We start from the raw sequence: 13043 nt of genomic DNA, 5'->3' as shown, positions 1-13043 counted from the left end.
GAAAGTACAGTTTGCAGAACAAAGGAAGGAGGCTCAGCCTCCTTCCTCTTTCTGTTGTTCTTTAAGCAACCTAAACCTAAAAAACCGACTAAATCCGAGGAAAATAGTGTCCACTAAACTGTAAATAGATGTATATTATAGTGCCTAAGCATCTAGTGAAATGGTGGAATTATATTTATAATATAAAAAAAGGTAGTGTAGGAGGTGTTTTACACGTTTTAAAGTTTAAGCGCTTTAATTTTATTGTAAGGAAGTATCAAAAAAATCTAATATTATGAGGAGCTGTTTCGTTATGAACAAAAAAATTCGTAAAGCTTTAACGTTTGTTACTTCGGTAGGGGTGCTGCTATCCCTCTACTCCATTCCGGTGCAAGCGGCTACGACGATTAATGTGAGTACGGCTGCAGGTCTGAAAACTGCTTTGGCTAATGCCAAACCGGGGCATGAAATTGTACTCGCACCAGGAACGTACACAGGAATCTTTTCTGCCAAATCAAATGGAACCGCATCCAATCGGATCGTATTAAGAAGCCAAAGTACTACAAACCCTGCCATATTGTCTGGTCCGAGCATTAATAGCGATTATGAATTACATCTCACTGGGGATTACTGGACGGTGAAAAATGTTAAAATAAGAAATTCGGCAAAAGGAATCGTACTCGACAATTCGAACAATACGATACTCGATGGCGTTGAAGTCTACGATATTGGAGCGGAAGGGGTTCATTTCCGCGATGGCAGCTCAAACGGAACTATTCAAAACTCCTATATTCATGATACGGGTAAAACGGCGCCAGGCTACGGGGAAGGCGTCTATATTGGAACGGCAGAAAAGGATTGGGGAAAATACAATAAAGCTACAAATAACAACACGATCCGCAATGTGAAAATCGGGCCGAACGTAAGAGGCGAGAGCATCGATATCAAAGAGGGAACAACAGGAACCTTAATTGAAAACAATACGTTTAATGGCACTGGCATCAGCAATGTGCATGTGGATGACAGCTTTATCGATGTAAAGGGTAAAAATGTCATTATCCGCAACAACACGGGTTACCGCAACAATAACAGTAAAGTCGTTGACGCCATTCAAATTCATAAGATCGTTAACGGCTACGGCGTCAATATTCAGATCACAAACAATACGTTCCATCTAGATAACAGCAGCGCATATGTGGTCAATGCAAGCGGCGGAACTTCGGCAACTGCTTCAGGAAATAAGCGCTTGCCTGCTGGCAATATGTATAAAGGAAGTGTTACGGTTAAATAAGATTTATCAATTAAGCAAGTGTGGAATGGGGAAGGAGGCCGAAGCCTCCTTCCTTTTTTTGCATGCCGCCTTCCTTAATAATAGTAAGATTGTATTAGATGTGAAGAGGACAATATTAGAATCGCGGTAGAACCTCGTCTATAATACAGGGTATAAAACGATAGAAGTGAGGCGGCAACATGACGGCTGAAGCAGTTTGGAAGGGAAATACCAACCAGGCAATCTGCGCATTTACCTTTGATGACGGTCCTTCCCAGCTCCCACTGGAACTGTGGCTAGATGTTCTAGAGGAGGAAGATGCCATTGGTACCTTTTTCTTCACCGGAGAATGGATCGACAGGTACCCGAATAAGGCGAGAGAAATTCTTTCCCGAGGACATGTGCTTGCCCCCCATACGTATCATCATCGCCGGATGGCGCAGGTGCCAAAGTCTGTCTTTCTAGAGGAGCTGAAGCTGACTGAGCTGGCTTATCAGGATGCAACAGGCCTACCGTGTCCAACCTTTATGCGTTTTCCTTATTGCTCGTACCGGGAGGAAAATCTAGAATGGCTGGCTGAGTGGAACGGATATCTGGATATTGAAGGAATCGACTCCGGAGATTGGGCAGGCGTACCTGCTGAGAATATCGTTGCAAAGGTTGAGCCCGGCCTTGTTAACGGGGCGATTGTCGTTATGCACAGCAATGATATAGCGAAGCACTCTCCAGAGGCCTTAAGAGAGTTAATTCGGATTGCAAAGCAAAGAGGTCTGAAAGCCGTAGGCGTACCTGAATTGCTAGACTCTCTTGGACTAGCAGCGGGTCATAAGTCTTGGAAAGTTACAGTCGAGGTTCCTGCTGAGCTGGATCTTCCCGCGGAAAATTGGGTTCCGCTAAAAAACCGTGAGGAGCTTGTAAAGCTGGCAGCCCAAAGTATAGATTGGCATATTCGGCAATATACGCTGTATTTCAAATCCGAATGTGAATGGCTTAAGCATCTGGAAAATTCTCTTCATGAGTTTCGCATTATTGAGGATCGTCAATTGTTTCATTTGTGGGAATTTAGCGGTTCTTATTGGGGTTATGTTCGCGCAGGCGTCATGAAAGACACGCTTGTATTACTCGATTTCGCGGCAAAGGAGGCGCAGGCTGATACGTTGGTCTATTTGCTGCGCTGGGCTGCGGAGACTGCGGCAAAACTTGGCTTGACACGAATTGAGGCAAGGCATGATATTCGTAGAATAAACCAAATGTGCAGGCAGCTAGGCTGGCAATCTGAGATTTTGGAAGATCAATAAAGTAAAGGGGCAGCCAATTTATAGGCGGCCCCTTCTGTCTTACATTTCAGTCGGATAGCTGCGATCAATAACGAAGCTTGCAGCGTCGCTGCGGATGTAACCAATACTATATTCAACGGGAGCGTCCTTTTTGGTGAAAGCGACGGTTTTCATACGGAAAATGGGGGAGCCTGCTTTTATTTGCAGCAATGCGGCGATATCCGGTTCAACGATAATGGGCTCAATCGTTTCCACAGAACGAAGGATTGGCTTGCCATACTTCTCCTTCAGAAGCTTAAACAAGGAGCCGGTGCAATCTTCATTGGTGAGGGCTGGAGCCACATGCCAAGGAATGTAAGACATTTCATAGACAACCGGCTCATCATCGGCGAGACGCAGGCGATTAACTTTAGTAATGGGGGACTGGGCCGGTACTTGAAGCAAATGGTCAAAGGGCGGTTCTGCGGGAATAACGCCGGTCTCGAGCACCTTGCTCGCTGACCGTTTTCCAAGCTCCTGCATATGATCCGCGAAGCTATGCAATGGAGCAAGCGTGCGATGCGTAATTTTATTATTTGTGACAAACGTGCCTCGGCCCTGTACTTTGCGAATATGCCCTTCCAAGTACAACTGCTGCATTGCTAACCGAATGGTCGTTCGACTGACTCCATACATGCTGCAGAGGTCGGGCTCGGTGGGCAGCTTGTCGCCGGTTTGATATACGCCAGCACGGATATCCTCCAACAGCTTGTTCTTGACTTGTGCATATAGAGATGAATGTTTTGACTCAGACATCCGAATCCCTCCCAGCTTAATCTAGTTATTGCCATTGTAGGGTGAGTTGTTCTGAAATGCAATAACCATGTTCAGTATGAGGTTGAAGATAATAACAAATGTTTTTCATTTGCAAAAGGTAATGATGAATATTATAATTTAATCAGTTGTTACTACAAATGGGTGAATAGCTAACACATAAGTCAGTTTGCTGTGGAAAAGAGGAGAAGCTCAGGTGAAGTCATTAGCAAGCTATTATTTTTTATTTTTTCTGTCCATGTCCGTTGTTATGCCGTATACGAGCCTTTATTTTAGCGACAGAGGCTTTAGCCACACCACGGTTGGTCTCATTTTGTCGTTATGGGCTTTGGTAAGTATCGTTGCCCAGCCCGTTATGGGTATGATCAACGATCGTATTAACAATCCGCGGAAAATCATGATGGTTTGCGCCATAGCGGCTCCTGTACTGAGTTTGGGATTCTATTTTATGAATGGACTCGCGGCTATACTCGTTTTATCCGTTTTTTTCGCATGGTTTCAATCCTCTGGAGGACCGATTGGCGATGCCATGGCGGTGGAGATTGCCAGCCAAAAAGGGTTTTCATTCGGCAGCGTTAGGCTGTGGGGCGCGTTAAGCTTTGCTATAGGGACCTTCGCTTCAAGCATTCTATATGAAAAGTTCGGCTACAACGATATTTTCATTTACTATATCGTCTTAAATATAACGGTCTGCTTGGCGATTATGCTGCTTCCTTCAGCCCAGATTACTCGTAAAAGAGTGACGATATTCGGACAAATGGGCGAGGTTGTTCGCAATAAGCGCTTTATGATATTTGTAATCACAAGCATGTTCATGATGATGTCCGCATCCATTAATATGAACTTCTTGCCGTTATACTTTAAGGAATTGGGTTTTAATAAGAGCTGGATCGGAAGTGCATATGCGATTGCTGCCTTAATTGAGGTGCCTATGTTCTGGGTAGCGACCAAGCTTAGCAAAAGAATAGGCAGATATCAGCTGCTATGCATAGCTGCTCTGATTTATAGTATCCAATTTTTCACTATGTTTAGTTTCGCTAACGTCTCATTGACACTAGCGGCTCAACTGTTGAATGGAATTGCGTTTGCCTTCGTGGCTGGCACATCTGTAGAAATTGTACATAGCTATGCGACAGAGGGAACGAAAGCGACAATGCAAACGGTTTATGCAGCAGTAACATGGGGCCTTGGAGGCATTGTCGGCAATGCGATGGGAGGAATGGTTGTCGATCGCTTTGGGGCACAGTCTCTATATTTAATTTTGTTCGGTTTATGTATGGCGGCTTCCTTGCTCTTTATAGTGAACAAGAATCACCAGAAATCTGTCGTGCCGGCTCTTGAAGCTTAATGTCGAGCGGATGCTAGAAAGTTGAATGACAAAGGTCGTCTCTTGCGAGAGCGGCCTTTTTTCTTGTCAACCATTCGAACATCAACGTTGCATTTCGTTTGCATCCATAATCTCTCAGCATTATTAAATTACAATATTATACTTATATTATATTTTTTTATTTGTTTTATTTGCTGGAAAATGACTTTGTTAAGAAATTGTATGGTTTGCTCCAAACATATAGACATAGAAGGGGACAATCTATTACTTTAAACATGTATCAAAAAAAACAGAATTGGAGGTCAGCACTAGTAGCATAGCATGCTATAGGCAAATGTACGAACAACATTATAACGGAGGTTTATAACATGTTATCTAGTAAGTGGGCCAAGCTGGCAACAGCTGTCATCCTATCTGCAAGCATTTTAGGACAAAATTTCACATCGACAACCGCATATGCAGCAACTGACATACAAGATGTAAAGACCGTAGGCGCAGGCAGCAACGGAAAATGGATGACGGGTGAATATCATGCCCACACCTTCAATTCCGATGATGCGCAGCTATCACTTCAACAAACGTTAGATGCTGCTTTTGAGACTTATGACTTGGACTGGCTTGCAATAGCTGACCACCTAAGAACTTCGAGGCGGGATGATGAAGGACATGATATTTCAGGCGGACCGATTCCGCTCTCACAAGCCATCGTCGACTATCAGACTAAGAAAATCAAGCAGCTCAAAGACTCTGGTAAATATCCAGGCAAAATTACGTTTACAGGCTTTGAGTGGGATATGCCGACTTATGATCATATGGGAGTAGGCATATTGGATGATAGCATGAAGGCGTCGAGCCAGTTTGAATATTTGTTTTCGAATCGTGATGCAAATATGTTTAAGCTAGAGGATAGAATTGTATGGGATCAGAAGGATAACCGGGCGTTTTCAAATGCTGCGGATGCTCGGACTGCTGTGCAGTGGCTGAAAACGAATTATGAAAATACAAGCTACATGTTTGTAAATCACCCATCAAGAAAATTAAGAGATGGGAAAACAATATTTCAAATTTCTGATCTTCGCGATTTCAATAATATCGCTCCAAACATCGTTTTCGGGATGGAGGGCATGCCAGGAAATCAGATGGAGCCAGACCGAGGCGGGCTGAATCAAAACAATCCGAAAAACAAGACCTATGGCGGCACTGACTATATGGTTGCGAAGGTTGGCGGCGTATGGGATTCTCTGCTTGGTGAAGGACGCAAGTTCTGGAATTTTGCCAACTCGGATTCACATTTTAAAGTAGCAAACGGTGAATTTTCCAGCGGCTACTTGCCGGGTGAGTATTCGAAAAACTATACCTGGGTAGAAGGCAATGATATGGCGGCAGTGCTCAAAGGCATGAAATCAGGCAAATCGTTCTCGGTACATGGCGATCTGATCAATGCATTAGATTTCAATATTACAAACGAAACAAGCATAGGCGAGATGGGACAAGACCTTAAAGTGAAAGAAGGCGACTCTCTCAAGCTTACGATTCGTTTTAAAAGCCCTAATACAAACAACTATGCTGTCATTAAAAGTGATGATTCAAGCGTAAATGCAAAATATACTCATACAAGTAGTGTTACTAATGCCGTTTATGTAGATCATGTTGATCTGATTGCTGGCGATGTCACAGGCATGACTACACCTGGAACAGTTGGCTACAACAAAGATACGAATGATTCGACGAAGGTCATTGCAAGATTCACGAGCAAAGACTGGACAACGGATGCGGAAGGCTATAATGTCATTACGTATAATCTAGGCTCTGCAAGCAAGAACCAGTATTTCAGACTTAGAGGAACAAATCTTGACGTCAATGTAGCTGGTGAAACAGAAAACGGCGAACCGCTAATTGACAATAAAACGAATGATGACGAAACGCTTAAAGATGGAAATGGCGACAAAGCAATGCATTTGAAACGGTTTAACGAAGTTAATGATCGGAACTATAAGGATCTGTGGTTCTATTCGAATCCAATCTTCGTTACAAGCGTGCCGAACGACAATAGTGAAGCAGTTAGCAAAACGCTGAGTGCAATTGATTTGGGAAATACGAACGCACTTGAATCGGATATTAAGCTGCCGCAAACTGGGAAGTTTAATGCGAGTCTTTCATGGAAAAGCTCGAACCATCTGGTGCTCGGCGATGATGGTAAGATTGTATTCCGTCCGAAAAATGATACATCAGTTACCTTGACTGCAACGTCAACGCGCGGCAATGTCACTAATACCAAAGTATTTAATGCGACGGTGAAGGGTGCGGAAAACGCTGCAGGATTAACGCTTAAAGGTTCGCTAAAGACAGACGATGACCAAATTTACAAAAGTGGCGATTGGACGAACAAAAACGTGATTGCAAGCGTATATGCTTCCGTCTACGCGCCGGTTACCATTTCGAAATTGTCCTTGTCCATGGATGGCGGGAAAACTTATTTGCCTTACACAAACGACACCAAGATAACCGTGTCGCAGGAAGGCGAGAACACGCTGCGGTTCAAAGCAACAGATACGATCGGCAACGACATCTCGTGGTCTTTTAATGCCAACATTGACCGCACAAAACCGGTCATTACTCTTGTTGGAAATGAGATTATCAATATGACCGTTGGGAAGGATTATGTTGAGCAAGGTGCGAAAGTAACGGATAATTTGGATCCACTCGATAAGGTAAAAATTACAGGATCGGTTAACACATCGATAGTCGGAAAATATACGGTGATGTATAACGTAACAGATCGCGCAGGGAACGCTGCGGATGTAGTAACGCGTACAGTCAAAGTGAATGAAAAAAGTCCGACTCCAACGCCACCGCCGAAAGTTGATCCAAAGCCAGAGCCAAAGCCAGAGCCAAAACCAGATCCAAAGCCGGAGCCGAAGCCAGAGAAGCCTGTTACTGCGGTAGAGGTAGATTTGGATGCTTCTAAAGGTACAGAAGGTTCAGTTAAAGATGTTGTAGTCTTCAAAGTACCAGCCGACGCGCTTTCTGCTGACGGAAAAATCAGCGTGAAGGTAGTAGAAGAAAGCAAAGTCCCTTCGGCCGGCAAGCTTGAATCGCTTAGCCAAACGGTTGAGTTCATAAGCACGTCAGGCAGCAAGTTCAACAAGCCTGTCGAAATCAGCTTCAATTACAAGCCGGAGCAAGTTCAATCGGGCAAGAAACCGGCTGTCTATTACTACCACGAGCAGCAAAAACGTTGGATTTATGTCGGCGGAGAAGTAAAAGCAGATGGTACAATCGCAGTCAGCGTTAATCATTTTACAAAATTTGCGGTTTTCCAAGCTGAGCCGAAAGTGCTCTCCGATATGAAGACGAACTGGGCAGCACCATATACGGATCGTTTGATTGGCATGAATGTTATTCAAGGTTATGAGGACAACACATTCCGTCCTGCAGCGACCGTAACACGCGCAGCATTCGCGAAAATGATTGTAGGGGCACTGGGTCTTCCGGTTGCTTCAGGAAATACAAGCTTTGCGGATAACAGCGACATTCCTGCATGGGCTAGAGCTGAAGTAGCCGCTGCTGTAAAAGCAGGCATTTTGAAAGGCTACGAGCAAAATGGCAAAATGTTCTTCAAAGCGAGCCAAACGATTACACGCGCAGAAATGTCTGTGATGATCGCGAACGCTTTGAATGCCAAAGAGGCAAGCGCGAAGCATTCGTTTAAAGATGCTGCAGCAATTCCAGCTTGGGCGAAAGCCTCCATTAATACGGCTGTAGCTGCGGGCATTTTGAAAGGGAATGACGATCATTCGTTCCAACCAAATCGCGTAGCAACCAGAGCAGAAGCTGCTGCAATGATTTACAGATTGCTTGATAGCTTGCATATCTAAACTTACGTTTCATCGGTTCAATTGGGCTTCTTCAAAAGAGTAAGTCAATTGAATCAATCCTATCAGATGTGAAAAAGAACCTTCAAGCCACTCAAAAAGTGAGCTGAAGGTTCTTTTATTGTTCATTATCAACTAAACGTCAGTCAATACCGTATCATCGGTCAAATATTTTTCAGTCAATATGGACAGCAATTGAATGCCAACCTCATTGTGCCCGCCTTCGGGGATGATCAGGTCGGCATATTTTTTGGACGGCTCGATAAAGGCCTCGTGCATCGGCTTAACGGTCTTCAAGTATTGGTCGTGAACGGACTGAATCGTACGGCCGCGTTCCTCGATATCCCGAAGCACCCGCCGGAGAATACGGACATCGGGGTCTGTATCAACAAATACTTTGATGTCGAGGATCTTTCGGATACTCTCTTCATACAGCACATGAAGTCCTTCAAGAATGACGATGCTGTTCGGTTTAAGCTCTACCGACTCGCCCGAGACACGTGCGAAAAGGGAAAAGTCATAGACCGGCGCGTAGACAGTTTTGCCTTCCCTAAGAAGAAGAAGGTCGTGGGTCAACAGCTCGATGTCAAAGGATAAGGGATGATCGTAATTGATCATCTTGCGTTCTTCCAGGCTAAGATGTATAGGGTTATTATAGTAGTTGTCCTGGGAAATGAAAGTGACTTTTTCCGATCCAAGACGATCGATTACAGAGCGCGCAACCGTTGTTTTGCCGGATCCGGTGCCGCCGGCGATTCCAATAATAAGCATGGCGATTAAATAAACCTCCCTAAAAGTGTTGCCGGTGCTATTTCAGCAATTTTAGTATTGTAGCACAGCATTCACTTTTTTTCATCTCGATCGTACAATCAAGCGTATGGAGGGCAACAAATGAACCATTCGGACAATCAGGCTAACCATATCGAACCATCGTTTTTGCATTATAAAGGACGGCAATATAAGTCGCTGTTGTTTTATACGAGCGGACAGCAGCAAGAAGCGATTCAGCGTGTTTTGAAAAACAGGGTAGATCGGGGCAAAAGCTTGCCCGATACGGAGATTGCTCCCTATTCAAATTTTCACCTCGCCGAGGATAGGCATCAAAAATATTATTTGAAGAGGTTCCCGAATGCCGTTGAGAAGCTCAGTGAATGGTATCCCACTCATGAAGAGTTGACCAATTCCACCGTTGCGGCCCGTTTGAATGGCTTGGCTAAAGGGTATACAAGCTTGGAGCGCATCGTGAACGAGATCGAGAAATGGCAGCTTCAACTGGAATTTAAGAAGAGAATGGTGGAGCTAATCAAGCAAATAAGGTGGTAGGAAATGCTTATTTTTCGCAGATAGGCTGACCAAGCTATTTCTTACGTATGGATTAAAATGGTAAGATGAATGAGACAGGCATTAGATCAAATCGAAGGAGTGGTGATCTTGAAGTATAGAAGACTGGGAAGCACAGGGTTAAATGTATCCGTCATTGGTATTGGAACCTGGCAGTTTGGAGGAGAATGGGGCCGTGAATATTCGCAAAAGGAAGCGGATATGATTCTCGATAAAGGACATGAGCTTGGCATTAATCTCATTGATACCGCAGAATGCTATGGCGATCATCTCTCGGAGTCTTTGATCGGTGATTATATCAGCCGCCGCAATCGCGAGGATTGGATCATTGCGACAAAGTTCGGTCATCACTTCCACGAGCGATTTACGCGCACCGATTCGTTTAATGCTGAGGGAGTAATTGCTCAACTGGATGCATCGCTGAAGGCGCTGCAGCTTGAATACATTGATCTGTACCAATTCCATTCCGGACCGGATCAGTCCTTCGACAACGATGAGCTGTGGACTGCGCTGGATAAGCAAATAGCAGCTGGGAAAATCCGTTTTCTAGGTACGTCGATTGGAAGCAATGACAACCTTCATCAAACGGAGGCTTCCTCCAAAGTGAACTCACGCGTCATACAGGTCGTCTATAACAGGCTTGACCGCAAGCCGGAAGAGCGCGTATTCCCGTCCTGCCAGCAGCAGGATTTGGGCGTGCTTGCACGTGTTCCACTCGCGAGCGGTTATTTGAGCGGCAAATATAAGCCTGGCGCCACCTTCGGCGAAACGGACGTCCGCCACAGGCATGATGCAGAAAACACGCGGCTGAAGCTGCTCGAAGTGGAGCATATTCAGCGTGAAGAGGTCCCGCAAGGCGTAACGATGGCTAGCTGGGCGCTTGCCTGGTGCTTGAAGCATCCTGCGGTTACTGCCGTTATTCCGGGCTGCAAGGATGCTGAGCAGGTTGAAGCCAACGCCAAAGCCGCGGAGCAAATCACCGAGCCGCACCCACAGGATATCAGCATCTAGCTTCTAGCTGTATTCACGGTACGAGCAGATCGTTTTTGTGAAAATGGTTCTTATTCATGTACTCATGGACAGGAACAGTTGATCCATCGAATATGAAATGAAAAAAAGAAACCGTTTCTTTGGTATGTGGCTGGGTTGAACCTCCACTTTACTAATGAACGGTTTCTTTTTATTTGTTTCAATGAAAACAAGAGCTTGAAACCACGAATGACCGCTATAAGCACGTATGTGCTCTTACAGCCAACAAATCGGGTGTGTTCAGGAGCTGTAAGCACGCATATGCGCTTATAGCATGCTTTTGACGTATGAGCCACCACGATTTACCGCTATAAGCACGTATGTGCTCTTAAAGCCAACAAATCGTGTTTGTTCAGGAGCTGTAAGCACACATATGCGCTTACAGCCTGGTTTTGACGTATTAGTCACCACGATTTACCGCTATAAGCACGTATGTGCTCTTAAAGCCAACAAATCGTGTGTGTTCAGGAGCTGTAAGCACGCATATGCGCTTACAGCCTGGTTTTGACGTATGAGTCACCACGATTTACCGCTATAAGCACGTATATGCTCTTAAAGCCAACAAATCGTGTGTGTTCCGGAGCAATAAGCACACATATGCGCTTAAAGCTTGGTTTTGAGGAATGAGTCACCACGAATGACCGCTATAAGCACGTATGTGCTCTTAAAGCCAACAAATCAGGTGTGTTCAGGAGCAATAAGCACCCATAGGTGCTTACAGCATTCCTTCGACGCAAGAAACAAGCCATTCTAGCTGTTAAAGCACGGTTACTTCATTCCGATATCTTTCGAAATCGGCAACGCGGCATTCCAGCTTCATACGTGTTCCTTCCGGTTCATAGTCTGTGGCTTGCACATGGGCATGCTCATTGAAATATGCGACTAATTTCCCTTGGCTGAAAGGAATCAAGATCTCGCATTCCATGTAGTCATCGAAGACATGGTCGCGAATGAGCGAGATGAGCTCATCCAATCCGCTCTTTTTCTTCGCGGAGAGGAACACCTTGTTGTCTTGCACTGCAGGAAAGGCATGCTCTGTCAAATCGCATTTATTGTAGGCGTAGATGGTCGGAATGTGCTGAGCACCCAGCTCCTTCAGTGTATCATTGGTGACAGAGACCAGCTGCTCATAGTCTTCATGGGAGTAGTCGACAACATGCACCAGCAAGTCGGCCTCGGCTACTTCCTCCAAGGTCGAGCGGAATGCTTTCACTAGGTGATGGGGGAGCTGGCTGACGAAGCCGACCGTATCCGTCAGCAAAAATGATTTGTTGTCATGAAGCTCAATGCTTCTCACCGATGTTTCCAATGTGGCGAACAGCATATCCTGCGCAAAAACCAGCTTATTGGTGCCGGGATTGCAGTTCTCAAGGAGAGCATTCATCAAGCTGGATTTTCCCGTATTCGTATAGCCGACGAGACAGACGACAGGCACCTCGTTCTTCTGGCGCTGCTTCCGCTGAATTTGACGCCTTGCGACAAGCTTATCCAGCTCAGCCTGAAGCGCGGTAATTCTCTCCTCGATGCGCCTGCGGTCAAGCTCCAGCTTCGTTTCGCCGGCGCCCCTATTTTTGAGGCCGGCCCCGCCGCCTTGCCGTCCTAATGATGCGCGCAGACCGACCAAGCGGGGAAGCATATACTGAAGCCGAGCGACCTCGACCTGAAGCTGGGCTTCCCTTGTTTTGGCACGCTCCGCAAAAATATCTAGAATTAGAATCGTCCGGTCGATGACCGTCCGCTCCAAAGCGGCCTCTAGATTGCGAATTTGGGAGGGAGACAGCTCATCGTTAAAAATGACGACATGCGCGTCATACGCGTCAAGCAGCGCAAGCAGCTCCTGTATTTTGCCGGTCCCGATGTAATGGGAAGGATTAATGCGGGCTGCCTTCTGGCTAAGCTCATCGACTACTTCTATATAACAGGCGGCAGCCAGATTGCGAAGCTCCTCCATGGAGTAAGCAAAATCAGTTTGATTTTGAAGCTGAACGCCGACGATAATCGCCTTTTGCTGCGGTTGTTCCATTATTCATCATCCTCTTAAAGGTTATTTGGTCAAACAAAAAAACACAGGCAGCTCTGCCTGTGTTCACAGTTATGGGTAAGAGGATATCAGATAAAAAAGGGTCATCCAT

9 protein-coding genes are annotated in these 13043 nt (G+C 45.4%); 6 read left to right on the top strand and 3 right to left on the bottom strand.

Annotated elements, in window-relative coordinates:
• The first annotated feature begins 292 nt into the window (after positions 1-292).
• Together AC2TDN_RS22765 and AC2TDN_RS22760 are read left to right on the top strand one after the other, a co-directional pair.
• Positions 293-1270, top strand: a complete 978-nt coding sequence (locus AC2TDN_RS22765; RefSeq protein ID WP_482067923.1) for a right-handed parallel beta-helix repeat-containing protein — start codon at positions 293-295, stop codon at positions 1268-1270.
• Positions 1271-1449: 179 nt separating this feature from the next.
• Positions 1450-2547, top strand: coding sequence for a polysaccharide deacetylase family protein (locus AC2TDN_RS22760; RefSeq protein ID WP_482067922.1), 1098 nt, complete (start codon positions 1450-1452; stop codon positions 2545-2547).
• 39 nt (positions 2548-2586) lie between these two features.
• On the opposite strand, the gene AC2TDN_RS22755 is transcribed toward AC2TDN_RS22760, so the two are convergent.
• Positions 2587-3321 (bottom strand): GntR family transcriptional regulator, encoded by a 735-nt coding sequence (locus tag AC2TDN_RS22755; protein WP_484690269.1) that lies wholly within the window; start codon positions 3319-3321, stop codon positions 2587-2589.
• Between the two features lie 214 nt (positions 3322-3535).
• On the opposite strand from AC2TDN_RS22755, the gene AC2TDN_RS22750 reads away from it, so the two are divergent.
• Positions 3536-4687, top strand: a complete 1152-nt coding sequence (locus tag AC2TDN_RS22750) for an MFS transporter (protein WP_484690268.1) — start codon at positions 3536-3538, stop codon at positions 4685-4687.
• Positions 4688-5034: 347 nt separating this feature from the next.
• Entirely contained in the window at positions 5035-8544 is a 3510-nt protein-coding gene (locus AC2TDN_RS22745) for an S-layer homology domain-containing protein (RefSeq protein ID WP_484690267.1), read from the top strand.
• 132 nt (positions 8545-8676) lie between these two features.
• Here AC2TDN_RS22745 and udk read toward each other — a convergent pair whose 3' ends face one another.
• A complete protein-coding gene (gene udk / locus AC2TDN_RS22740) occupies positions 8677-9312 on the bottom strand; it encodes a uridine kinase (protein WP_484690266.1) in 636 nt (211 codons plus the stop codon).
• Positions 9313-9432: 120 nt separating this feature from the next.
• Here udk and AC2TDN_RS22735 point away from each other — a divergent pair, with 120 nt between their 5' ends.
• Positions 9433-9864: a peptide-methionine (S)-S-oxide reductase gene (locus tag AC2TDN_RS22735; RefSeq protein WP_484690265.1), complete on the top strand. Its 432-nt coding sequence runs from the start codon at positions 9433-9435 to the stop codon at positions 9862-9864.
• 108 nt (positions 9865-9972) lie between these two features.
• Positions 9973-10893 carry an aldo/keto reductase gene (locus tag AC2TDN_RS22730; protein ID WP_484690264.1) on the top strand — a complete coding sequence of 307 codons (921 nt, stop codon included), beginning with the start codon at positions 9973-9975 and terminating at the stop codon, positions 10891-10893.
• A 775-nt stretch (positions 10894-11668) separates the two neighbouring features.
• Here the strand turns inward: AC2TDN_RS22730 and hflX are convergent.
• Positions 11669-12934 carry a GTPase HflX gene (gene hflX, locus AC2TDN_RS22725; RefSeq protein ID WP_484690263.1) on the bottom strand — a complete coding sequence of 422 codons (1266 nt, stop codon included), beginning with the start codon at positions 12932-12934 and terminating at the stop codon, positions 11669-11671.
• Positions 12935-13043: the final 109 nt, after the last annotated feature.

The sequence above is a fragment of the Paenibacillus sp. Y660 genome (genome assembly GCF_057221575.1).
The sequence above is the reverse complement of the archived record's forward strand: the minus strand, read 5'-3'. Positions and strand labels throughout refer to the sequence as shown.